Annotated in this window: 17 protein-coding genes and 1 pseudogene; 10 read left to right on the plus strand and 8 right to left on the minus strand. The window is 68.5% G+C overall.

Annotated elements, in window-relative coordinates; all coding sequences use genetic code 11:
• Nucleotides 1-44 precede the first annotated feature (44 nt).
• Together gltB and AFER_RS10295 are read right to left on the minus strand one after the other, a co-directional pair.
• Complete coding sequence (gene gltB, locus AFER_RS10290) at nucleotides 45-4,538, minus strand: glutamate synthase large subunit (RefSeq protein ID WP_015799367.1); 4,494 nt, start codon at nucleotides 4,536-4,538, stop codon at nucleotides 45-47.
• A 74-nt stretch (nucleotides 4,539-4,612) separates the two neighbouring features.
• Nucleotides 4,613-5,026: a hypothetical protein gene (locus tag AFER_RS10295; protein ID WP_015799368.1), complete on the minus strand. Its 414-nt coding sequence runs from the start codon at nucleotides 5,024-5,026 to the stop codon at nucleotides 4,613-4,615.
• Nucleotides 5,027-5,208: 182 nt separating this feature from the next.
• Here AFER_RS10295 and AFER_RS10300 point away from each other — a divergent pair, with 182 nt between their 5' ends.
• The 7 genes and pseudogenes from AFER_RS10300 to AFER_RS13040 all read left to right on the plus strand — a co-directional run.
• Nucleotides 5,209-6,405 carry a MarP family serine protease gene (locus tag AFER_RS10300; protein ID WP_015799369.1) on the plus strand — a complete coding sequence of 399 codons (1,197 nt, stop codon included), beginning with the start codon at nucleotides 5,209-5,211 and terminating at the stop codon, nucleotides 6,403-6,405.
• A 97-nt stretch (nucleotides 6,406-6,502) separates the two neighbouring features.
• Complete coding sequence (locus AFER_RS10305) at nucleotides 6,503-7,435, plus strand: MBL fold metallo-hydrolase (protein WP_015799370.1); 933 nt, start codon at nucleotides 6,503-6,505, stop codon at nucleotides 7,433-7,435.
• On the plus strand, nucleotides 7,432-8,616 hold the full coding sequence (locus tag AFER_RS10310) for a M20 metallopeptidase family protein (protein ID WP_015799371.1): 1,185 nt from the start codon (nucleotides 7,432-7,434) through the stop codon (nucleotides 8,614-8,616). The genes AFER_RS10305 and AFER_RS10310 overlap by 4 nt, the downstream gene beginning before the upstream one ends.
• Nucleotides 8,613-10,052 carry a DNA recombination protein RmuC gene (locus tag AFER_RS10315; protein WP_015799372.1) on the plus strand — a complete coding sequence of 480 codons (1,440 nt, stop codon included), beginning with the start codon at nucleotides 8,613-8,615 and terminating at the stop codon, nucleotides 10,050-10,052. Before AFER_RS10310 ends, AFER_RS10315 begins: the two co-directional genes overlap by 4 nt.
• Complete coding sequence (locus tag AFER_RS10320; protein WP_015799373.1) at nucleotides 10,049-10,909, plus strand: sulfurtransferase; 861 nt, start codon at nucleotides 10,049-10,051, stop codon at nucleotides 10,907-10,909. Before AFER_RS10315 ends, AFER_RS10320 begins: the two co-directional genes overlap by 4 nt.
• A gap of 336 nt (nucleotides 10,910-11,245) precedes the next feature.
• Nucleotides 11,246-12,691 (plus strand): ammonium transporter, encoded by a 1,446-nt coding sequence (locus AFER_RS10325; RefSeq protein ID WP_015799374.1) that lies wholly within the window; start codon nucleotides 11,246-11,248, stop codon nucleotides 12,689-12,691.
• A 218-nt stretch (nucleotides 12,692-12,909) separates the two neighbouring features.
• Nucleotides 12,910-13,356: pseudogene (locus AFER_RS13040) on the plus strand (sulfurtransferase); the annotation flags it as partial.
• Between the two features lie 55 nt (nucleotides 13,357-13,411).
• Here the strand turns inward: AFER_RS13040 and AFER_RS12725 are convergent.
• Nucleotides 13,412-13,714: a hypothetical protein gene (locus AFER_RS12725; protein WP_041661841.1), complete on the minus strand. Its 303-nt coding sequence runs from the start codon at nucleotides 13,712-13,714 to the stop codon at nucleotides 13,412-13,414.
• 461 nt (nucleotides 13,715-14,175) lie between these two features.
• Here AFER_RS12725 and AFER_RS10345 point away from each other — a divergent pair, with 461 nt between their 5' ends.
• The 3 genes from AFER_RS10345 (at nucleotide 14,176) to AFER_RS11360 (ending at nucleotide 16,842) form a co-directional block, all read left to right on the plus strand.
• Nucleotides 14,176-15,228: a YihY/virulence factor BrkB family protein gene (locus AFER_RS10345; RefSeq protein WP_015799376.1), complete on the plus strand. Its 1,053-nt coding sequence runs from the start codon at nucleotides 14,176-14,178 to the stop codon at nucleotides 15,226-15,228.
• Between the two features lie 235 nt (nucleotides 15,229-15,463).
• Nucleotides 15,464-16,375 (plus strand): phospholipase D-like domain-containing protein, encoded by a 912-nt coding sequence (locus AFER_RS10350; protein WP_049755500.1) that lies wholly within the window; start codon nucleotides 15,464-15,466, stop codon nucleotides 16,373-16,375.
• Nucleotides 16,330-16,842, plus strand: a complete 513-nt coding sequence (locus AFER_RS11360) for a phospholipase D-like domain-containing protein (protein WP_049755502.1) — start codon at nucleotides 16,330-16,332, stop codon at nucleotides 16,840-16,842. Before AFER_RS10350 ends, AFER_RS11360 begins: the two co-directional genes overlap by 46 nt.
• A gap of 333 nt (nucleotides 16,843-17,175) precedes the next feature.
• On the opposite strand, the gene AFER_RS10355 is transcribed toward AFER_RS11360, so the two are convergent.
• From AFER_RS10355 to AFER_RS10375, 5 genes are all read right to left on the minus strand, one after another.
• A complete protein-coding gene (locus tag AFER_RS10355; protein WP_143712042.1) occupies nucleotides 17,176-18,186 on the minus strand; it encodes a hypothetical protein in 1,011 nt (336 codons plus the stop codon).
• Between the two features lie 154 nt (nucleotides 18,187-18,340).
• Entirely contained in the window at nucleotides 18,341-19,984 is a 1,644-nt protein-coding gene (locus AFER_RS10360) for an APC family permease (RefSeq protein WP_015799378.1), read from the minus strand.
• 192 nt (nucleotides 19,985-20,176) lie between these two features.
• Complete coding sequence (locus tag AFER_RS10365) at nucleotides 20,177-20,449, minus strand: hypothetical protein (protein ID WP_015799379.1); 273 nt, start codon at nucleotides 20,447-20,449, stop codon at nucleotides 20,177-20,179.
• Entirely contained in the window at nucleotides 20,446-21,960 is a 1,515-nt protein-coding gene (locus AFER_RS10370; protein ID WP_015799380.1) for an FAD-binding oxidoreductase, read from the minus strand. The genes AFER_RS10365 and AFER_RS10370 overlap by 4 nt, the downstream gene beginning before the upstream one ends.
• Nucleotides 21,957-23,195 (minus strand): (Fe-S)-binding protein, encoded by a 1,239-nt coding sequence (locus AFER_RS10375; protein ID WP_015799381.1) that lies wholly within the window; start codon nucleotides 23,193-23,195, stop codon nucleotides 21,957-21,959. The genes AFER_RS10370 and AFER_RS10375 overlap by 4 nt, the downstream gene beginning before the upstream one ends.
• Between the last annotated feature and the right edge of the window lie 99 nt (nucleotides 23,196-23,294).

The following is a 23,294-nucleotide window of genomic DNA, read 5'->3' on the forward strand; positions in this document are numbered from 1 at the left end:
TCGCGCCTCGTCGGGTCGTGGTGCGCCTCGTCATGCGGGCATCCTCATGACGCGGTCGGGGTGCGCTGACGCAGGGCGGCGCGTCCCATCTCGCTCCGAACGCGCTTGAAGTCGCGCGGGTAGACGCAGAGGAAGCGATCGAGAGCACCCGGACCCTCGGCCACGATCTGGCGCGCTCGGTGCGATCCGGTCAGCTCTGCGTGCCGAGCGACGAGGTTCCAGAGTCGATCACGCTCCTCATCGGGAACGGGATCGAGGTCGACGAGACTCTGGTTCACGCGCGCCAGCAACCGCTCGTCGGGATCCCACAAGAACGCGAGCCCGCCCGACATGCCCGCCGCAAAGTTGCGTCCGAACCGCCCCAGCACCACCACGAGACCACCGGTCATGTACTCGCACCCGTGATCACCGACGCCCTCGACCACCGCGACGGCGCCCGAGTTGCGAACGGCAAAGCGCTCCCCAGCCACACCGCGAACGAAGCACTCCCCGCTCGTCGCGCCGAAGAGGGCGACGTTGCCGACGATGATGGTGTCGTCCGTCGACCAGGCGGCCTGGGCCGGAGGACGAACGATGAGCCGCCCACCGGAGAGCCCCTTGCCGACGTAGTCGTTGGCCTCGCCGACGAGCTCCACCGTGACCCCGCGCGGCACGAACGCCCCGAGCGATTGGCCGGCGGCTCCGCTGAGGCGCAGCACGATGGTGTCGTCGGCGAGCCCCGCCTCCCCCCACCGTCGGGTGAGTTCGTAGCCGAGGGTGGTCCCGACCGCCCGATCGGTGTTGGTGACCTCGGCGGCGATGGTCACCCCCTCGCCGCGCTCGAGCGCCGCCTCGGCTTGGGCGATGATGTCCTCGTCGAGCCGCCCGGCCAGCACGTCGGGTTGGGAGCGAACCCGCCGGCGCGCCTGCCCCGGCCACGGCTCCGGCGCCCACGTCAGCCGTTCGAGTCCGAGCTGGCGTGCCTCCGGTGCATCCACGACCTCGAGCAGGTCCGCACGACCGATGATCTCGTCCAACGACCGGGCGCCGAGCTTGGCCAGCCACGCGCGCACCTCGTCGGCGAGGAACCAGAAGAACTGCTCGACGAACTCCGGCCGACCGCTGTAGCGCTCGCGAAGGACCGGATTCTGCGTGGCGATCCCGACCGGGCAGGTGTCCTGGTGGCACACCCGCATCATGATGCACCCCGACACCACGAGCGCGGTGGTCGCAAAACCGAACTCCTCGGCACCGAGGAGCGCGGCGACGATCACGTCGCGTGCGGTCTTGAGCTGGCCGTCCACCTGGAGGGTCACCCGATCGCGCAGCCCGTTGGCGAGCAGAGTCTGGTGCGCCTCGGCGAGGCCGAGCTCCCAGGGACTCCCTGCGTGGGCGAGCGACGTGAGTGGAGCCGCTCCCGTCCCGCCGTCGCCACCGGAGATCAAGATCACATCGGCGTGCGCCTTGGCGACCCCAGCGGCCACCGTGCCGACGCCGGCCTCGGCGACCAGCTTGACGTGCACCCGTGCCCGCGGATTGGCCGCCTTGAGGTCGTAGATCAGCTGGGCGAGGTCTTCGATGGAGTAGATGTCATGGTGGGGGGGCGGGGAGATGAGCCCCACACCGGGGGTCGCCATGCGCGTCTTCGCGATCCAGGGGTAGACCTTCTGGCCCGGGAGCTGGCCACCCTCGCCTGGCTTGGCGCCTTGGGCGATCTTGATCTGGAGATCGTCCGCCGATGCGAGGTAGAAACTCGTCACGCCGAAGCGGCCGGAGGCGACCTGCTTGATCCGCGATCGACGATCGAGACCATCCGCGTCAGGGAACGCACGTTCGGCGTCCTCGCCACCCTCGCCCGAGTTCGAGCGCGCTCCGATCCGGTTCATCGCGATCGCGAGGGTCTCGTGCGCCTCCTTCGAGATCGAGCCATACGACATCGCACCGGTAGCAAAGCGCGTGACGATGGCCTCGGCGGGCTCGACCTCCTCGATCGGGAGGGGATCGGCCGCCTCGCGGATCGCGAGCAGGCCCCGCAGCGTCGCGAACCGCCGAGCACCCTCGTCGACGAGCTGCTCGTAGCGACGGAACACCTCGATGCGCCCCTCACGCGTGGCGTGCTGCAGCAAGAACACCGTCTCGGGGTTGAACAGGTGGTATTCCCCCTCACGACGCCACTGGTAGAGGCCGCCGACCTCGAGCTCGCGATGGGCCTCTGCCTCGGGTCGCACCTCGAAGGCACGCCGATGGTGGTAGGCGACCGTCTCGTGGATCTCTCGGAGGCCGATGCCCTCGATCGGCGCCGGTGTCCCGGGGAAGTACTCGTCGACGAGGTCTCGCGCCAGTCCGATCGCCTCGAAGACCTGTGCGCCGGTGTAGGAGGCGATGGTGGAGATGCCCATCTTCGACATCACCTTCACGACGCCCTTCGTCGCGGCCTTGACGTAGTTGCGCATCGCCTGGCGGGGCGTCGGTCCGACGATGAGACCGGCCCGCATGCGGTCGACGATGGTGTCGAACACGAGGTAGGGATTGACCGCCGCCGCGCCGAAACCGATGAGGGCGGCGAAGTGGTGCACCTCGCGCGCGTCACCGCACTCGACGACGAGCCCCGCACGGGTCCGCAAGCGGTGCCGCACGAGGTGGTGGTGGACCGCCGAGGTCGCGAGCAGGGACGGGATCGGCGCGAGCTCCGCACTCGCGTGCCGATCGGAGAGCACGATGACCGCGGCTCCGCGCTCGATGGCCTGCACCGCTTCGTCCCGGATCCGGCCGATCGCCGCCTCGAGCCCACTCGGCCCCTCCGCCACCGGGTAGAGCATGTCGATGGCGTGCGCCCGAAGGTCGGCGTGCTCACCGTCCTCGTCGATGTAGAGCAGCTTGGCGAGTTCGTCGTTGTCGAGGACCGGGTGCGGGAGAAAGATCTGTCGCGCCGCCGTCGGCTCGGGCACGAGCAGGTTCTGCTCGGGGCCGATGGTGCCTGCGGCGCTCGTGACGAGCTCCTCACGGATCGCGTCGAGGGGAGGGTTCGTCACCTGTGCGAACTGCTCGACGAAGAAGTCCCACAGTGGCCGATGGGCCTCCGAGCGCACCGCCGGCGGGATGTCGGCCCCCATGGATCCGATGGGCTCCTCCCCGCGCTCAGCCATGGGGGTGACGATGCGACGCACCTCTTCCTCGGTGTAGCCGAAGAGCTGCTGGCGCGTCACGATCGATCCGTGCTGTGGGATGAGCATGGTACGTGGCGCGAGGTCGTCCAACGTGACGAGGTTCGCGGCGAGCCAGGCTCCCCACGGGGCCGCGCCGGCCAGTTCGCGCTTCACGGCAAGGTCGTCGAGCACCTCGCCGCGCTCGGTGTCGACGAGGAACACGCGACCGGGCTCGAGTCGACCCTTCGCGACGATATGGTCGGGCGCCACGTCGACGATCCCCGCCTCGGAGCCGAGCACCACCAGGCCGTCGTCGGTGCGCCACCACCTGGCCGGGCGCAAACCGTTGCGGTCGAGCACCGCGCCGACCTCACGACCGTTCGTGAAAACCACGGCAGCAGGGCCGTCCCACGGCTCCATGAGCGAGGAATGGAAGCGGTAGAAGTCGCGCACGCGCGGCTCCATCTCCTCGTTGTGCTCCCACGCCTCGGGGATCATCATCAAGATGGCGTGCGCGAGGCTCCTCCCGCCCCGCACGAGGAGTTCGAAGACCGCGTCGAAGGAGGCCGAATCACTCTCGTCCGTGCGCGTGATCGGCAGCGCCTCGGCGAGCCGAGGACCGAGTTCCGGGTGAGCGAGCAGCGACTCGCGAGCTCGCATCCAGGCGCGGTTGCCACGGATCGTATTGATCTCACCGTTGTGGGCCACCATCCGGAAGGGATGCGCGAGACGCCACGACGGCATGGTGTTCGTCGAGAATCGCGAGTGCACGAGCGCGAGCGCGCTGGTGAGCTCCTCGGCCTCGAGGTCGCGGTAGTAGGCGGCCACCTGCGGCGCCGAGAGCATCCCCTTCCAGACCATGGTCCGGCCCGACAGCGATGGGAAGTACAGCCACGGATGGGCATGCTCGAGCCGTCGGCGAGCCAACCACGCATCGATCTCGAGCGCCTCGTCGCGCCGTCCCTGCGTCGACGCGAGGAACACCTGGACCATGGTGGGCTCGCTGCGCCGCGCGGTCGCTCCCAGCACGCTCGAGTCACGCGGCACCGCACGCTCGGCGATGAGGCGGAGCTCCGGACCGAGCCCGCTCGCGAGCGCGTCACGCAGCTCCTCGACGCTGCGCTCGGCGAACGCGATGCCCGTCACGTAGGCACCCTCGTCGGGTAGGTCGATCCCGAGGGATCGCCAGTAGGCATCCGGGTTCTGGGTCAAGATGCCGGCGCCGTCGCCGGTGTCGGGCTCGGCGCCCTTCGCCCCGCGGTGCTCGAGGTTGACGAGCGCGCCGAGGGCTTGCTCGACGAGCGCATGCGATCGGACGCCGTCGAGCCGAGCGAGGGCTGCGATACCGCAGGCGTCGTGCTCGGCATCGGGTCGATACAGCGGCGGTAGCGAGCGGCCTAGCCGGTCGTCCATGGCGTGGGCTCCTCGTACGTAACGAGTCGATGACGATGGGACGACGTTGGCCCGTGGGCCCACGATGCTAGTGGCTAGCCGGCGAGCCACACCCCCATCACGAGAGCCGCAATTGCCGAGAGCGAACTCAGCGCACCCCAGAGCGCGAGGCCAGCTCGCGAGCTGGCTCGCTGGTGGAGCCAGGCCGCGATGCCCGAGAACACCGCGACGGCGATCTTGGCCACCAGCACGGCGGCGTACGCGCCCCTTGGTGCACCCACCGCGACGACGTTCCAGACCCCGGTCGCGAGCAACACCACATACGCTGGCCAGGCAAGGCGACCGAATGCCCTCGCCACCGCGGGAATCGCGCCCGGCGACTCCTTGCGCACGGTCGGGACGAGACCCCCCAGCACGAGCTGTCCACCGACCCAGATGCTCGCCGAGAGGACGTGCAGCGAGAGCCGAACCACGGTCGAAGCACTCGCAAGCGTGGGCGTGGCGTGCATACAGTCTCCTTCGGGCACGTGCTGACCCAACGTTAACCGAGGCGCCGAGGCTGCGGCATCGTCCCCTGGCTGAGTCCGCGCTGTGGCACTCTGCCGAGGTGACGATCCCACTCCTACACTGAACTCGTGCCCCCTGGTCGCACCAGGCCACGACTGGCTCAGGTTCGAGCGGTGGCCATCCGATGATCGCGAGCGTGCTCGGGTTCAACCTCGTCGACCTCGTGATCTTGGTCGTGGTGGGGTTCTCGGCCGTGCGTGGGCTCCGGGTGGGTGCAACCATCCAGCTCTCCTCGTACATCGGTTTCTGGCTCGGGCTGCTCGCAGGCGCTGCGATCGCACCGTACCTGGCCGATCTCGCCCCACAGGGAGTCCTGCGGACGTTCATCGCCCTCGTGGCGCTCTTCGGCGTCGCATCCATCACCTCGGCGGCCGCTCGCGCCCTCGGAACGCGCATCGTCGGACACGTGCGTCGAGCCCATCTCGCCAGGGTGGACGCTGGAGCCGGATCGATCGTCTCGGTGATCGCGACCTTGCTCATCATCTGGGTCGTGGCCGCACTCGCCTTGAACGCGCCGATCCCGGCGCTCGCCTCCGAAGTCTCGAGCTCCGAGATCGTGCGCGCCCTCGACGCCACGCTCCCTCCTGCGCCCAGCGTCTTCGCTCGGGTGGACGCCCTCTTCTCCACCGAGGGCTTCCCGACCGTCTTCGCGTCGATCCCGCCAGCGCTCGCGGGCCCGGTCAGCCTCCCGAGCCAGGCCGAGGTCAACCACGTCGAAGCAGAGGTCGCTCCGTCGATGGTCAAGGTGGAGGGACTCGCCTGCGGTGAGATCCAAGAGGGCAGCGCCTTCTCGGTGGGTCCGGGCTACTTCGTCACCAACGCCCACGTCGTCGCCGGCGAGCAGAGCACGTTCCTCGTGCTGCCCTCTGGATCACAGATCGCGGCCACCGTCATCCTCTACGATCCTCACCTCGACATCGCCGTCTTGAAGACGACCGGCTACGACGTGCCCGCCCTCCACTTCGACACGCAGGTCCAAGCGCGCGGTACCCAGGGCGTCGTGCTCGGCTACCCCGAGGGCGGACCGCTGACCTACGGATCCGCCGGGGTGATGGCGAGCTTCAACGCAGTCGGGCGGGACATCTACAACCAGGGACTCACGAGCCGCCTCGTGTACGAACTCGATGCGATCGTACGGCCAGGCAACTCCGGAGGACCACTGGTGGGCCTGAACGGACAGGTCCTCGGCGTGGTCTTCTCCCGATCGACCACGAACCCCTACGTCGGCTTCGCACTGGCTGCTCCGGCCGTCGCGGCAGAGGTGCACAGCGCCCTCTCGGGCCCGCAGAACCCGGTGTCCACCGAGGGCTGCGTCCCCTAGCGCAGACGGAGCCCACGACGGGGGATGTCCAGCGCCGTGGTGAGCGACGACGAAGCCCGCGCCATCGTCGAGCCGCGGGGCTCGATACACTCGGGCTATGGCAACCCCACTTGCGCCAGGCCTGCTCGAGATCGATACCCGCCTCGGGGGCTGGACGCACATCACCGCTGGGTTCGTCGTCGAAGGCGCGAGCCCCGTCCTCATCGAGACCGGTTCGCAGTCGAGCGCGCCCACGCTCATCGCCGAGCTCGCCGAACTCGGCATCAGTCCAAGCGAGCTCGCCGCGATCGTCGTGACCCACATCCACCTCGACCACGCCGGCGGTGTCGGCGATCTCGCACGAGCCTTCCCGAACGCCACGGTCTACGTCCATCCTGCGGGCGCACGGCACCTCGCCGACCCGACTCGGCTCGTCGCCTCGGCCCAGCAGGTCTACGGGCCGCTCCTCGACGAGCTCTACGGCCGACTGGATCCGACCCCGGCCGAGCGGATCGTGGCGCTCGACGACGGCCAGCGCATCACGGTCACGGAGGGACTCGAGCTCGAGGTCCTCCAGACGCCGGGCCACGCCAAGCACCACGTCTCGATCTTCCACGAACCCAGCGGCACCATGTTCTGCGGGGACGCCGTCGGCGTACGCCTCCCGGAGGTCGGGGTGCTCTGGCCAGCCACGCCTCCGCCCGACTTCGACCTCGACAAGGCGCTCGCGAGCCTGGAGGCCATGCGCTCGCGACGACCGTCGCACCTCGCCTTTGCGCACTATGGCCGCTTCGAGCACGCTGACGACCTGCTCACCGAGGCGGCCGACCAGCTCCGAGCCTGGTGCGACGTGGGCGAGCGCGCACTTCGAGAGGGGCGCGACCTCGAGCAGGCCCTCGCCGACGCTTTCCTGCCCTCGCTCGAGGTCGTGGCACCCGAGGCTCGCGACCGACTCCTCACCCTGAGCGGTATCCACGCCAACGCGACGGGGATCGAGCGCTGGCTCCGACTCCGCGACGAGGGCCGCGCCGGCGACGAGGTGCGTCGATGAGCGTGCCCGAGGGCCTCGTCGAGGAGGCTCGCCAGCTCGCACCGGAGGTCATCGCCCTCCGACGCGAGCTCCACGCCGAGCCCGAGGTCGGGCTCGCCCTCCCCGACACCCAGGCACGCCTCGTCACACGGCTGCGCGCGCTCGGGCTCGAGCCGGAGCTCGGGGCGAGCCTCGGATCGATCGTGGCGCGCATCGACGGCGCGCGGCCGGGGCCGGTGCGGCTGCTGCGCGCCGACATGGACGCGCTCCCGATGACGGAGGAGACCGACCTGCCCTTCGCTTCGCGTCGGCCCGGCGCGATGCACGCCTGCGGCCACGATGCGCACATGGCGATGGCGCTCGGTGCTGCCGAGCTCATCGTGCGCCACCGCGACGATCTCGCCGGCGCCGTGGTGCTCATGTTCCAGCCCGGCGAGGAGGGCCACGACGGCGCGCGTCGGATGCTCGCCGAGGGGTTCCTCGAGCGCCACGGCGTCGACGCTGCCTTCGCCATCCATATCTTCTCGAACCTCCCCTCAGGCGTGATCGCGACGCGCGGGGGCGCCCTGATGGCGAGCGCCGACGAGTTCGAGATCCGTCTCGTCGGCAAGGGCGGTCACGCCTCCGCGCCACACCAGGCACGCGACCCGATCCCAGCGGCCGCAGAGCTCGTGCTCGCGCTCCAGAGCGCGCTCGGCCGCCGGATCGATCCGGTCGAGCCGGCGGTGCTCACGGTCGGTCACCTGGCGGCTGGGACCACCTTCAACGTCATCCCGGAACACGCCCTCGTGCGCGGGACCTGGCGTGCGGTCACCGACGAGACGCGCAGCGCGATCCGATCGCTCATCGAGCGCGTCGCCAGCGGTGTCGCCACGGCCCACGGCCTCGAGGTCGAGCTCAGCTGGCCCATGAACGGCTACCCGGTGACGCGCAACGACCCGCGCGAAGCAGCGCACGTCCTCGAGCTCACCCGCTCGGTCCTCGGCGCCGATCACGCGCTCGAGCTCGAGAACCCGATCCTCGGTGCCGAGGACTTCTCCTACGTGCTCCAGCGCGTGCCCGGCGCCATGGCGTTCCTGGGAGCAGCCCCACCCGGGGTCGCCGAGCCCCATGCGAACCACTCCAACCGCATGGTGCTCGACGAGGACGCCTTCGCGATCGGCGTAGCGATCGAGGCAGCCTGGGCGCTCGACGACCGATGATCGCTGTCCTCGCCTTCTGCGTGGGGCTCCTCCTCGGCGCACTCACCACGGCACTCGTGCTGCTTCGTCGCCTCGGTGACCAACGAGCCGCAGCCGCGGATGCGACCCGAACCCTCGAGACCCAGCTCGTCGAAGCGAGGACGAAGCTCGCGCAGCTCGAGCCGCAACGCCTTGCCGAGCAGACGAACCTCGGTCCGCTCCTCGACCAGGCCCAGCGAAGCGTCGAGGAGACGGTCAAGCGCGTCGTCGCCGAGCACCTCGACCACGGCTCCGAGCAAGCGATCCAGAAGGCCACGGCGCTCCTCGACAAGGAGTTCCAGCCGCGGCTCGCGTCGCTCGAGGACGGCCGCAAGCTGCTCCTCGAGAGCGCCGATACGCTCCGCAAGCTCGTCGACGAGCAGCTTCGCTCCGCTCGCGAGCAGATCACCACGACGCTGCGTGCCAGCGGGAGCGAAGCCGCGACCCAGCTCAGCACGACCCTCACGGAGCGGATGGACCAGCTCAAGCAGCTCGCAGCCTCGATCAGCGAGCAGCTCGCCAACGACCAGCGCCTCACCGGGACCGTCGAGGAGAGCCTGCGCAGCTTCGTCGCCGAGAACCAGGAGCTGCGCACGCGGGTCCACGAGCTCACCCAAGCCCTCCAGCGAAGCCCCAAGCAGCGCGGCAACTGGGGTGAGCTCGTGCTCGAGAACCTCCTGGTCGGCGCCGGCCTCACCCAGCATCGCGACTTCGACCTCCAGGTCGCCTTTCGTGACGACGACGGGCGCACGGTGATCGCCGACGCCATCATCAACCTGCCCGGCGAACGCCATCTCGTCATCGACGCCAAGGTCCAGCTCGTCGACTACCTCCGCGCGGTCGAGGACCCGGCGAACGACACCGCCGCACGCGCACACGCCGAGGCGCTGCGCCGTCAGATCAACGAGCTCGCCGACCATCGCTACGACCGCCTCGTCGACGGCGCCCTGGACGGGACCTTCCTCTTCGTGCCGATCGAGTCGGCGCTCGCACTCGCACTCGAGACCGACCCGGCGCTCATGGAGCTGGCCATCGGCAAGGGGATCTTCCTCGCGACCCCGACCACCCTCATCCCAGTCCTGAAGCTGGTCGGATTCCTCTGGCGCGGCGCCGAGCGCGACAGCCGTGCCGAGGAGGCCGAGCGCCTCGCGAGACGCCTCGCCGACAAGATCGCGAGCTTCGCCGAGAGCTTCCTCCAGATCGACAAGGGGCTCCAGGTCGCACGGAACGCCTACGAACGGGCCGAGGGTCAACTGCGGAGCGGCCGAGGCAACGCGATGGCGCTCGCTCGTCGCCTCGGCGAAGTCTCCGGTCGTAGCGGCAAGGCGCTCCCGGCCCCCCTCGAACCGTTCGACGACGCTGGCGACGACGCCAGTGACGACGATCTCGCGAGCTCTCTCGAAGAGGGAGGCTCGTGAGCCGCGATCCCATCCTCGCCCCGACGGACCTCAGCGCCGAGCTGCAGATCCTCGACGTGCGCTGGCGTCTCGGGACCCCGGTGAGCGAGCATCGAGCGCGCTACGACGCGGGACACGTGCCAGGCGCGATCTTCGTCGACCTCGAGGCCGTCGGCACCGGAGCGCATCGCCCCGGAGCCGGCCGACACCCGCTGCCCGAACCTGGCCAGGTGGCTCGCGATCTCGCCGCCCTCGGCGTCGACCTCGGCGCGCCCTGCGTGGTCGTCGACGACGCCCGCGGCGCTTCGGCAGCCCGTCTGTGGTGGCTCCTCGACGCCCTCGGAGTGGAGGCCTACCTCCTCGATGGCGGGCTGGAGGCGCTCGAGGGTCCGAGGTGCCAGGATCCCTGCGATCGCCGTGCCGCCGCCACCCCACGCGCGGTCCCTGCGACGTGGCCCGGCGAGCTGGTCCTCGACGTCGACACACTCGCAGATCAGCTCAACGATCCGTCGCTGTGCGTGCTGGATGCACGAGCGCGCGAGCGCTACCTCGGCCAGAGCGAGCCCATCGACCCCCGAGCCGGCCACATCCCTGGAGCTCGCTCGCTCCCGATCGACGAGGTGCTCGCGACCGGTCGCTTCCCAGATCCCGCGACGGCACGCCGGATCCTCGGCCCCGTGGGCGATCGCGAGATCGTCGCCTCCTGTGGATCGGGCATCACGGCGTGCGTCCTCATCGCACTCGCGCGACGCGCGGGACGTGACGCCCGGCTGCTCGAGGGTTCGTGGTCAGGGTGGTGCGAGGATCCCGCACGCCCGGTCTGCCGCTCGGTCTGCGGCGATGAGCTCACGCGGGGCTCGACGCGCACGAACTCCTGACGGACTCCGCCACGATCCGTCTCGCTCGAACGCTCCTCCGTGCTCACAGTACCGGCAATGTCCGGTCCCATCAGCGCCGCAATGACGTGAAAGCATCACTCACATGTACGGACAAGTCACGCAGAGGTACGGACAACTCTCCCACGCCAAAGCCACTCCCTGAGGCTCACGAGTGCGCAAGGAACTCTTCCACAGCACGCCATTCCCTGACGACTCCTTCAGCACACGCGGCCCTCTCGATCGCCTTGTCGCGAGTTTGTAACAATCATCATTGCAGAACGACCGATGCAGCTCATACCATGTCGCGCATCCTTTGGGCTTTGGAAGGGGGAGTGAGTGATAGCAGCGTTACTTCCGTACGCGAGTTGGCTGCATCCCGGCGATAATTCTTGGCAGTTGACTGCGGCCACTCTTGTTGGGCTGATGTCCATTCCTGGGCTCGCAGTACTCTATGCGGGTCTTGCGCCGAAGAAGTGGGCTGTCAATATCATGACCATGGCGTTCGTCGGTTTCTCTGCAGTACTCGTTGTGTGGGTGCTCTGGGGATTCGACATGGCCTTCGGGTCTCCCATTCACCTTGGCAGCGGTCTCTGGGGTTCCTTCCTCGGACATCCCGGCCTCTCGACGAGTGCACACGCCGAGCAGAGTCAGGCATCGATACCACTCGTCGACGGACTCATGCCGAGCTTTCGGTTCCCACAATCGGCCTTGGTCTATTTCCAGTTCGTCTTCGCAGCGATCACACCGCTCCTCTTTCTCGGTTCGGTCTGGGGCCGCATGAACCTGAAAGCCTGGCTGATCTTCGTGCCGCTGTGGTCGACCGTGGTCTACAGCCTCGACGCCTTCCTGCTCTGGGGCGGTGGGTTCTGGGCTCAGAAGGGAGCGGTCGACTTCTCTGGCGGATACGTCATCCACCTCTCTGCTGGCATCTCGGGCTTTGTCGCCGCGGCGGTCATCGGACCTCGGCTGCACCGTGACCGCGAGCATGAGCGGCCCCACAACCTTGTCTATATGGCCATCGGTGCCGGCATCTTGTGGCTTGGTTGGAATGGCTTCAACGGCGGTGATCCTTACTTTGCTGGGGCTGATGCCGCGACTGCAGTTTTGAACACGAACATCGCCACGGCAGCGGCACTATTGACGTGGCTCTTCATGGATATGTCGTCCAAGCGCCTCAATCGCAAGCCAACATTCGGCGGAGCGATCAATGGGATGATCGTCGGACTTGTGGCGATTACCCCTGCCGCAGGATACGTGAACGGGCTCGGGGCGCTCGCGCTTGGCATCATCGCCTCATTCATCGTGTGGTGGTCGTTCAACGTTTGGTCGCAAAAGGGTTTGTTCAGGAAGGTAGACGATGCATTCGGCGTCATTCACACACATGGGGTGGCCGGGCTCGCCGGCGGTCTGCTGACCGGCATCCTCGCAGATCCACACGTCATCGAGTACGTCGGCACCGGTAAGACATCGTCGTCTTCCGTGACCGGCTTGCTCTACGGACACCCGGGCCAGTTGCTCTTGCAGCTCGGTGCTGGCCTCACGGTGATAGCCATATCTGCCGTCGGGACGTTCGTCATCTTGAAGCTCGTGGGTCTGGTGGTGCCACTGCGCTACCCGGATGAGGTGCTCGCTGTCGGAGACCTCGCTATCCACGGCGAGGTCGTCAACCCTGAGGATGCTGGTGTCGAGGTGCTCGATGAGCCAACACTCATCGATCCAGCACTCCGCGACCATGATCCCCACGGCGAGAGCGAGGAGCTGCGGGACCTCGAGTTGGAGTAGACCAGCGGACTGTCATGGCGACAGGGCCGGTGAGACAGTGTGGTCTCACCGGCCCATCTCCTGTTCGACGTTCAATCGACGGCGGCTTGTCCCTGCCTCCTGGGCGTCCTCACAGAGTGTCCTCGGTGAGCCGATGACGGTTCTCGTCGATGCGTGGGCCTCCGAAGCCACCGACATCGGCCGAAGTCCTTGCCGCACGAGCTCCGCATGTCCCGAGGATGCACTGGTCTCGGATCGAACCATTGTGTGGTTTGCCGTCCGTACCGCGCTTCCAAGCTTGGTCGACACCACATCCCCGACCCGCATGCGGTGGTTGGTGCCCTCGCCACCTTCGGCGTTGCCCCCAGCGCGACCGTGCGGGCAACAATCCCCGACCGGCTCGGCAGCTTGCCGGTGGCGACCCCTCGACGCACGAGCGCTACCTCGGCCAGAGCGAGCCCATCGACCCCCGAGCCGGCCACATCCCTGGAGCTCGCTCGCTCCCGATCGACGAGGTGGCCGCGACCGGTCGCTTCCCAGATCCCGCGACGGCACGCAGGATCCTCGGCCCCGTGGGCGATCGCGAGATCGTCGCCTCCTGTGGATCGGGCATCACGGCGTGCGTCCTCATCGCACTCGCACGACGCGCGGGACGTGACGCCCGGCTGCTCGAGGGTTCGTGGTCAGGGTGGTGCGAGGATCCCGCACGCCCGGTCTGCCGCTCGGTCTGCGGCGATGAGCTCACATCGAGCCAGAGGCGCACGACACTGAGACAGCGCGGCTCGAGACACCGGACCGGTCGCTCACGGCACCGATCGACGCCTGGCCCGAAGGTGGCATCGCAATCGGCGCATCGAGATCGCCGGCCGCCACCTGCGGGGGCAACCCCGTGAGCAGTGCCTGCACGCTGACGTCCAGCCGTACCGGCGGAGCGAGTCGTGACGAAGGCAGGCGAGCGCCGGCCGTGGCGAGCCCAGCGCCATAGACCATGGTGAGGAGAGCGGCTGCGAGGCCGACACCCAGCGTGCGTCGGTGCGCGATCACGACAGCACCTCTCACGCCACCACAACTCGGTCCGTGTCGCCGCTGTCGCCGAGGGCCTGCTCCACGTTCGTGGGTCTAGCACCGTGGCACGAGCACCGCACGAGCCGTCGCTCACGAGGTCCTCAGACGACGAACGACCCGGTCGTCGCATCCCCGCCTTCGCCAACCGCACGCTCGCAGCGCCAGCGGGAGGTTCCGGGGATCGGCCGGCTCGAGTTCACCGATACGACGGCCACGAGCCGACGACCACCTGGCAGGGTGTGCGCGACCGGGCGGCTGGCCGAGAACGGGGGCTCTGAGGCGTGGCATCGCGCTCTGCGAACCTCTGATGACCTCGGTATCGTACCGGGACGAATCCCTCGTCGCTGGGCCCAACGGGCCGAGTCACACGGTCGACGGTCCGCCCTGCAGGTGAGGTCCTGCCGGACTCGTCCGCGATCACCTCGTACACTGCGAGGGGGATGGAGCGACTCACCCGGCTCATGCGCCGCCTCGACCACCTCCAACAGCGCCACAAGCTCCTCGCGATCGCGTTTGCGATCGTGCGCAAGTTCGGCGAGGACAACGCCTCCACCTGGGCGCTTCTCGTGGCCTACTACGGCTTTGCCTCGCTGGTCCCCCTCCTGCTCGTGGCGGTGACGGTTGCGAGCATCGTCTTCGCCCACCATCCGAACCTCGTCCACGACGTCGCCCACAGTGCCATCGCGTCGATTCCGGTGCTCGGCGCGCAGTTCGCAAGCCGAGTTCGCGTGCATGCGCTCGCGTCGCACTCGATCATCGGCCTCGTCGTCGGGATCGCCGGCCTCATCTGGGGAGCCCAGGGCGTTGCGTCCGCCGCCCAGAACGCCATGGCCAACGTGTGGAACGTTCCGCTCGTCGATCGGCCTGGCTTTCTTCCGAGGACGCTGCGCAACCTCGGCATCCTCGCCGTGCTCGGCCTCGGGGCGCTCGCAACCTCGGTGATCGCCGCCCTCGCAACCGGTCTCGGCCACACCGCTGTCATCACCGTCGTCATCGTCGTGGCCACGGTCGCTGCCAATGCTGGGCTCTACGTGCTCGGGTTCCGCCTGCTCACACCGGCGGCGATCGCGACTGGCGACCTCGTCACGGGCGCCATCGTGGCGAGCGTCGTCTGGAGCATCCTCCAACAGATCGGCGGGGTCCTCGTCACCCACGACCTCGCACACGCATCGGCGACCTACGGCGTCTTCGGCATCGTCCTCGGGCTCATCGCATGGTTCTCGATCGCGACCGAGGCGACGCTCTACGCGGCCGAACTGAACGTGGTCCTCGTGCGTCGCCTCTGGCCGCGCTCACTGGCTCCTCCCCCGCTCACGACGGCCGACCAGAGCGCCCTTGCCGCCCTCGTCCACCAGCAGCGTGCGCGTCGCGAGGAGCGCGTCGAGGTTCACTTCGTCGCGGGCAACGACGCCGTCATCGACTCGCAACACGCGCCGAGCGCTGCGCCCAGCACGGCCGACGAGACTGGTACCACCGCGACGGATACCCCCTGACGCGATGCGGGGCGCCACCACGGCGCCCCGCTCTCCCTCATCGAGCCTTGCCCGACCCATCGGCCCGAGTGCTCGGATCGATCGACAGAAGCCCGGAGGCGAGGGCCGCGCCATTCCGGCGGGTGAGGGCGAGCTACCATGACCACGTGGCGGGTGGGGCCCATCGACGATGAGGACTCGTCGACCGAGCGCAACACGCGTCCTTAGCACGGGGGCAAGGACACGACTCCTCGCCGTGGCGACCGCATGCGTGAGCCTTGCTCGCTGTGCGTCGACGGCCGATGCCCACCACGCGAGCGACGCCGGTCCTCCGACCGTTGCGGTGAGCTCGGTCGCGAGTCCGACCCGCTCGCGTTCGCAGCGCTCGCCAGCGCCCACAGCACCTGTCCGCCTCACCGCCTCCGATACCACGTGGCTCCAAGAGCCCGGCTCGGGCATCGGTCCCTGGATGCAAGCCATCGACGGTGCTCGCCACGTCATCGAGTTGAACGAGTACCTGCTGACGAGCCCCGAGGTGCTGGGCGCACTCCGCGACGCCGCTGCTCGAGGCGTGGCCGTCTACGTGATCATCGACGGTCATCCCTACGACGACGCAGCAGCACCGAGGATCGCCACCACCGCCCTCGCTGGCAGCGGTGTGCTCGTGCGCGAGGCGCCTCGACGCTTCGAGGGCGCCTACGCGTTCGACCACGCCAAGTACCTCGTCGTCGACCCAGGCAGCGCGCGCGAGCGCGCGATCCTCGGCTCTCAGAACGCCACCACCGCAGCTTTCGGCAACGACCAGGCCGAGGATGCGATCGAGACCTCGAGCCCGAGCATCGTCACGGCCCTCGCAGCGATCTTTCGCGCCGACTGGCGTGGCGTACCCGTCGGGCCCGGTCCGCGGGCGGTGCTCGTGGTCTCGCCAGGATCGCAGCCGGCGATCGCGTCGTTGCTCTCCACACCGGGCCCATCGCCGTCACCGCAGAAGAGCTCGGCGACGCTCCTGTGCTCTCTGGCGCCCTCGAACGTGACGGCCCCGAGGCACGTCTCCTCGTCGCGGGTCCCCTCGGCGCGGCGGCCGCACGGCGAGCGGCCGCGCTCGCGGCTTCCGGCGTCCAAGTGCGCACGCTCACGCATCCCTACGTCCACGCCAAGCTCATCGTGACCGCCGACGCGACCTTCGTCGGATCGCAGAACTTCTCCGTCGTGTCGATGAACGACAACCGCGAGGTCGGCGTCATCACCGCCAACCCGACGGTGCATGCGCTGGCGCTCGCGTGGTTCGACGACCTCTGGAGCCACGCGAGCGTGGTCGCCCCCACGTCGACTCCGGCAGCCCGATCTGCTCCGTCCCAGTCGGCTCCACCCCCGCCTGCTGCGACCACACCCGCGCCGTCGACACCGGCCGCAACGAGCCAAGCTCCCGCACCTACGAGCGATGGCGGCGACGCTCCCTGGATCCCCTACGGCGCGACCGAGTCGCAGGTCGAGGCGCTGTGGGGCGCCCCGGGCTCCATCACGACCACGGTCGACGACGGTGAGCCAGAGGTGGTGTGGAACTACGCGGCCGGTTCGGTCGACTTCGAGAACGGCACGGTGGTTGACGTCGACCGAGCGCCCGACGACGACTGAGGCGACGACGTCGTCCGCGCCCACGATCGGACGGCGGCCATCGACTGCTCGGGACAGGTGGTCGGCACCTGTCGACGTCGAAAGACGAGCGGGCTGTCCGCGACCGTCACCGCGAGCATCCGGCCCCGTTCCAGCGCCGCTGTCAGCGCGAGCGGCTCCGACCCCGCCTCGACACGCTGAGTCGATCGTATGGCTCCCACCGTCACGGCAAGCATCCCGGTCCCCGTCACACGCCCGGGTCGCACGCTCGGCGAGCCCGGACCCGACGACGGTGCGCGAGGTAGCGCCGTCATCGCTGGCGAACTCCGACACCGCGAGCACACGCGCGCCCCGCTACGACCCTTCGACGAGCCCCACCACCGCATCCTCGAGGACACTGCGGATCACGTCTGGGTCCTGGTGCTCACGCAGCGCCATCCAATGACTGCCGTGGGTGCCGTCGTCGCACACGGACTCGATGCGGATGGCCGCCGAGCGCCCCCGCCTCGAATGCTCCAGCCAGGCCTCGACAGTACCCATCGTCGTCTCGATCGCCACGTGGCCGGCCTCCTTCAGCTCGACGGCCGCGCGCCCGACGAGGTCGACGACCCACGGCTCGACCCGGACGACCGGATCGGTCGGAACAGCAGGGAGCGCCTCGAGATGGACCTCCGCGAGCAGGGCATCGATGAGTGCAGCGCTCCCTGCGACGTAGGTCCAAGGCAGATCGATCTCCGATGCGACGAACCACGCCCGATCGCGGGGCCACGCCAGGTTGGCGGTCTGGTATCGGCCGAGGCCACGGGTGGCACTGATCGCCTCGACAGGACCCACGTAGCAGAGGTAATCGCGCTCGGGAAGGTGCAGGCGAGGTCCCTCGCGCACGGCTGCCGGGATCGGATCGGGCAGCGGTTCTGGCACCGCGCCGGGTGCTGCAAGCAGCATGCCGCCAAAGCCGTAGCCGTCCCAGAGGCCGAAGCAGCAGTCCTCCGGCGTCGACGTGTGCTCGCGCAGGAGTCTGGCGAGCGCGTCCGCGTCGGGACGAGCGAGCCTGCCTCGCGCTGGCCCCTGGCTGCGCCACGGTGCCGGCGCCTCAGGACGTACCCGTGGGAACGCGATGGAGTGGAACTGGGCGTCGGGACGGAGCGTCGTACCGGCCCACCGAGCGACGTCCGACCAGCGAACCAACCGGCCATCCGCCTCTGGCTCCTCGACGGGATGAAGGATCCGGGCATAGGCCCCAAAGCCAGCCGGGACCACCGAGGTGATCGAACCACCGCCGAACGGCCCGAGCCGACCCGCGATCCAGTCCCAGTCTCCGTTCGGACTGACCCATCTCGCTGGTGCTGTGAGCTGCCTCGCCATGAGCACATGGTAGCTCGCCCCGAGCTGCGGCGACGGCTCATGGGCGCCCCCCGTCGCCGCGACGGTGCCCGCGGTACAGACTGAAGCTCGCCTTCGCACCTTCCCACACGTGTGAGGGCACCCGGTCTCGTGCCGGGTGCCCTCGAGGTCCGCGCTACGACTGCTCGACGGGGGTGGCAGCGCCGTCCGTCTGGTCGAGCTCACGGCTCGCCGTGGCGGCCGCGATAGAGATGTGCGGCCGGGCGATAGCAAAGTACACCGCCCCGATCACCACGATGACGAAGACGACGAGCAGCGTGAGCCAGTCGAAGTTGAACAGTGCGCCGCGAGGTGAGTTGAGCCCGGTGGGGGCGACGATGTTCACGATCATCGCCACGCCGTAGATCAGCCCCAGCACCGCCACCGGGACGGCCCAGCGGCCGAGCTGGAACGGACCTTCTGGACGCCACCCTCGCAACCGTGCGATGAGGTAAGCGAGCACCACCATCTGGAACGAGATGTAGATGCCGGACACACCGAAGCTCACGAGCGCAGAGAGGGCGTTCACGTGTGCTGGATAGGTGATGAAGCCGATGTGGATCGGCTTCGACGGGGTGAAGTGCACGAGGAACGACAGCAGTTCCGGGATGATGGCCGCGATCAAGATGGCGCCCACCGGGGTGCGACGGCGTGGCGAGATGCGGCGGATGAAGTGCCACCCCGGGACGGCGTGGTCTCGGGCGTAGGAGAACGCGAGACGAGCTCCTGCGCCTTGCACCGCCGTGCCGCACGAGAAGAACGCGAAGGTGATCACGAGCAAGATGAGATCCTGGAAGAGCTTGGACGAGATCGCCGCACTCAAGATCGCAGGGACGCCCCCCGTCGCCGCGAGCGCGAGGCCCTTCGGCCCTGACGGGATCGCCAGGTCGAGTGCTGCGACGAGGATCATCGACACGAGCCCTCCGACGACGAGCGCGCTCACCATCGCGCGCGGCACGCGACGCTGCGCGTCGACGACCTCTTCGGCGACGTCGCCCGCACTCTCGAACCCATAGAAGATGTAGACCGGACCGAGGATCGCGATCAACGCCGCACCGGTCCACCAGTGCCCGATGAAGTTGACCCCGAGCGGATTCGTTGCGACGTGCGTCGTCCCAGCGCTCGAGAACAGATACGAGAACGAGTGGTGCGTCGCCACGGAGAACAAGATCACCGCGACGCCCAGGGTACCGAGCACTTCGAACCACGTGCCGATCCGCGAGATCGAACCGAGGAAGCGAACGCCGAAGATGTTGAAGGCGGTCTGGACGACGAGGAACCCGGTCGAGATGAGCAGGATGTCATTCGGAGCCGCGCCATCCCAGTGGGTGCCGAACACGTTGTTGACGAGCGAGGCGAAGTACCCAGGCACGCCGGTGTCCACGCTCGCTACCGTGATGATGAGCGCCCAGCCGTACATCCATCCGACCCACCAGCCGTAGCCGTTGCCGAGCAGGCGCTTCGACCACTGGAACAGTGCCCCGGCAATGGGATAACTCGAGCCGAGCTCGCCGAAGACGAGCGCGACGAACAGCTGGCCGATCACCACGACGGGGATGAGCCACAGGTAGGCAGGCCCTGCCGACCCCACGCTGAGCGCGTACAACGAGTAGACCCCGACGACCGGTGAGAGGTAGCAGAACGCGACCGAGAAGTTCTCGAACAGCGTCATCACGCGGTCGAGCTCTTGGCGATAACCAAGCTCTGCGAGCCTCGCGGCGTCAGGATCGTGGTGGTGATGGTGGGAGGCGAGTTCGTCCTCCCATGGTCCTTCAGGCATGCTCCCCCCTTGGCTTCGTAGTCATCATCCGACGGATGCGCCGCCATCTGCGCGGCGCGGATTCAAGCGACGGCGACCTCTCCGTCGCAACTCGGTGCGTGGGCACGATCGCGCACCCGGCTCCTCGACATCGTCCTGGCAATCCCCCTCCTTCGCTCCACGCTCACCCCCTGTCTGAGCGTTGGCCCGATCCTACTCCTCCGTTGCACCTGGTGACACGGACGTTTCGCCGAGCTCCGATCCGTTGACGACCGTTCGGGCGAAGTGGCGATGCATCCAGGCCAGGTACTCGCCCCGGGCCGTCACGATACGGGTGAGGTCCCAGCGCGGGATGGCTTGTTGGGGGACCGACGGGGCCATGAGTCGCGGATCGACCTCGAACACGTGCTCGAAGCGTTGGACGACCACATCGGTGATCCGCCGTGGCGTGGGGAGGTCGAACTCGTCGCGAGAGCGAAAGCTCACAGCTGGCCCCCTTGGAACACGTTCCCCTTGCGGAAATGGTACTTGCCGGGATTCAAGATGCCGTGCGGATCGAGTGCCTCCTCGATCGCGTCCATGATGGCCAGGCTTCCCTCGAGCTCCTCGGGAACGACGTCGACATCGCCGGCGCGGCAGGCGCCGTGGCAGGCAGAGATCGACCCCCCGGCGCCGACGGCAACCCGAGCGATGGCTCGCTTGGCCTCGACCCACGCGTCCCACATCCCGTCGTCGAGCACCTGCTCCCAGATACCGACGTCGATCTCGACGAGGTAGTCGACGCCGGTATCGGCGCTGGTGTAGGCGAACGTACCCCAGTCGTCGAAGGCGTCGTAGCGACGTCGCAGCTCCTCCACGATCGCATGCCATTGCCTGGTGACGGAGACAATCTCCGGGTGATTGAGGGCAGCGTCCTCGCAATGCCACCCCATCGGCACGACGGTGCCGTCGAGTCGGCGCCCATGGAGCGGTGTTGCGTAGCGATCGTGGCGTGAGGCCCAGTCGCCTTGGGAGATCTCGTCGCCGAGGTAGCGTCCGCCGAGGTCGGCGGCGATGCGCCAGAGCCGTCGCCCACCCGCGCGCACCTCGTCCTCCCAGCCATACAAGGCCGTACAGACCACCGAGCGCACCGAGGCGGGCTGGGGGATGTAGGCCTCGTCGTCGCGGCGCAGGTAGGCGACCTTGGCCTCGTCGAAGAGGACGGCGCCCGCGAACGTTGCGACCCCGGCGCCAGCGAGGGCGTCGACGCACTGGTGGGCATCCTCGTAGCGTGCAAAGCCCCAGAAGAGGGAGAGCTCGGCCTCTGGCTTCGGGTAGAGCTTCAGCGTGACCTCGGTGGCGATCCCGAGCGTGCCCTGATGGCCCATGAACAGCTGCTTGAGCGAGAGACCCGTGGAACTCTTCGAGATCTTCGGTCCGCCACCGTCACCGATGCGCACCACGCGCCCGTCTGCCAGGACACACAGGAAACTGAGGACCAGATCGCGGGTGTGGCCGAAGCGGGCGCCGATCAGCGACCAGCCGCTCGTGCCGATCCTGCCGCCCACCAGGCTGGTCGGGTACGACGCCGGATCGTCGGGATAGAACAAGCCGAACGGGGCGAGCGCCTCGTTGAGCTTGAGCATGTTGACCCCCACCCCGACCGTGGCGGTGCGACGCAGGGGATCGATCTCGTAGATCTGGCCGAAGCCCTTCATGTCGAGCAGGATGCCGCCGTGTTCGGGGACCGCACCATCGGTGAGTCCGGTGCCGCCAGCGCGCGCGACGACCGGCACGCGCCGCTCGTTCGCGAGCGCGAGGATCGCAGATACCTCCTCGGTGGTGTGCGGCAGCACGACGACCTGCGGAAGGTGCTCCCGCCACCGATGGACCGGAAACGGCGCCGGGACGCGCGTGCGCGCGAGGCGCGCCCCCGCATCGGTACGAACGCGGTCGGGACCCACGATCGCGCTGAGCTCGGCGACGAGCCCCTCGTCGAGACCCACGGCGAGGCTCATCGGACCCACCCCGGCACCTCGATGGGCGCACCACACGAGATCGCGACCAGCTCGAGCAGGTCGATGACCGCCATGCCCCGCTCGGCGCCCGCGTTCGAGAGCGGCCGCTCCGCCCAGGGGCAGGCGGTCACGACGGCGTTGACCTCGAGGTCCGCCGCGCGCGCCACCCGCCGACGCGAGAGCTCGGCCGTCACCTCGGGGCGTGCGATCGCGAGCCCCCCGCCGCCTCCCGAGCAGTAGCTCCACTGGGTCACCCGATCCTCGTCGACGAACTCGAGACCCGGGATCGACGCGAGCAGCGCACGGGGCTCAACCCAGATCCCCTTGCGCTTGTTCAGTCGACAGGGATCGTGGTAGGTCACGCGGGTGTTGATGGGGAGCGTCGGAGTGAGGCGCCCCTCGCGCACCCAACCCGCGACGAGATCCAACGCGAGGACCACCTCGACGTCGTAGTCGTCGCCGAAGTAACGGGGGTAGTCCTCCGTGAAGGAGATGTAGTCGTGTGGATCGAGCACCACGATGCGTCGCGCACCCGCTCGCCGCCAATCGGCCACGTTGTGCTCGGCGAACCGCCGCGCCTGATCCGCATAGCCCATCTCAGCTGCGGGTCCGCCGCAGCACCAGGGCTCTGGCTGGAGCCCGATCGGCTCCCCGGCGGCCTTGAAGAGCCACGCGACGGCCTGTGGGAGGCTCGTGCGGTAGAAGGCGGCCTCGCAGTCGACGAAGAGCACCGTGTCACCTCCGAACGGAAGGTCGAACGAACTCGCCCACGCCCTGGAGAGCTCCACGCCGACCTCGGCAACCACGGGCTCGTGGCGATCGCGATCGGTTGCCGCGTTCCACGCCGACCACGCAGGTTCCTCGACACCTCGATCGACGGCGAGCGTGCGCGCTGCACGAACGACGTCGACCGTGCGCGTGCGGAAGCGGTAGAAGTCGCCGACGAACAGCGTGTTCGGACACCGGAGCTCGCAGGCACCGCACATGGTGCAGTTGACGTAGTCGCGAGCGACGTCCTCGAACTCGACCAGGCCCTGCTCCATCGCGACGATGTTCGCGTGGAACGCCGTGGGAAGGTACGTCTCGTCGCGCGTGACCTGGTAGACGGGGCACACCTCCCGACAGAACTTGTGCCCGGACGAGTAGCAGTTGTAGGCCGCATTGCGCCACGACTCGACGAAGGCTTCGTCCGTGGCTGGCCTCGCGGCGTCGTCGCTGCGATGCTGGATGTCCATCGGTTCCCTCCCTAAAACACCTGAAATCAGATGTTAGATCCTTTCCAGTGTGCTGTCAAGCACTCTCGAGGTGCACTCACACGACGATTTGGTAGGGTC

This window comes from Acidimicrobium ferrooxidans DSM 10331 (assembly GCF_000023265.1).
Classification (GTDB): Bacteria; Actinomycetota; Acidimicrobiia; order Acidimicrobiales; family Acidimicrobiaceae; genus Acidimicrobium; species Acidimicrobium ferrooxidans.

What these genes read in the sequence shown, in the direction of transcription:
- gltB (WP_015799367.1), bottom strand. Translation starts at nt 4,538, where the DNA reads ATGGACGACCGGCTAGGCCGCTCGCTACCGCCGCTGTATCGACCCGAT.
- AFER_RS10295 (WP_015799368.1), bottom strand. Translation starts at nt 5,026, where the DNA reads ATGCACGCCACGCCCACGCTTGCGAGTGCTTCGACCGTGGTTCGGCTC.
- AFER_RS10300 (WP_015799369.1), top strand. Translation starts at nt 5,209, where the DNA reads ATGATCGCGAGCGTGCTCGGGTTCAACCTCGTCGACCTCGTGATCTTG.
- AFER_RS10305 (WP_015799370.1), top strand. Translation starts at nt 6,503, where the DNA reads ATGGCAACCCCACTTGCGCCAGGCCTGCTCGAGATCGATACCCGCCTC.
- AFER_RS10310 (WP_015799371.1), top strand. Translation starts at nt 7,432, where the DNA reads ATGAGCGTGCCCGAGGGCCTCGTCGAGGAGGCTCGCCAGCTCGCACCG.
- AFER_RS10315 (WP_015799372.1), top strand. Translation starts at nt 8,613, where the DNA reads ATGATCGCTGTCCTCGCCTTCTGCGTGGGGCTCCTCCTCGGCGCACTC.
- AFER_RS10345 (WP_015799376.1), top strand. Translation starts at nt 14,176, where the DNA reads ATGGAGCGACTCACCCGGCTCATGCGCCGCCTCGACCACCTCCAACAG.
- AFER_RS10355 (WP_143712042.1), bottom strand. Translation starts at nt 18,186, where the DNA reads ATGGCGAGGCAGCTCACAGCACCAGCGAGATGGGTCAGTCCGAACGGA.
- AFER_RS10360 (WP_015799378.1), bottom strand. Translation starts at nt 19,984, where the DNA reads ATGCCTGAAGGACCATGGGAGGACGAACTCGCCTCCCACCATCACCAC.
- AFER_RS10370 (WP_015799380.1), bottom strand. Translation starts at nt 21,960, where the DNA reads ATGAGCCTCGCCGTGGGTCTCGACGAGGGGCTCGTCGCCGAGCTCAGC.
- AFER_RS10375 (WP_015799381.1), bottom strand. Translation starts at nt 23,195, where the DNA reads ATGGACATCCAGCATCGCAGCGACGACGCCGCGAGGCCAGCCACGGAC.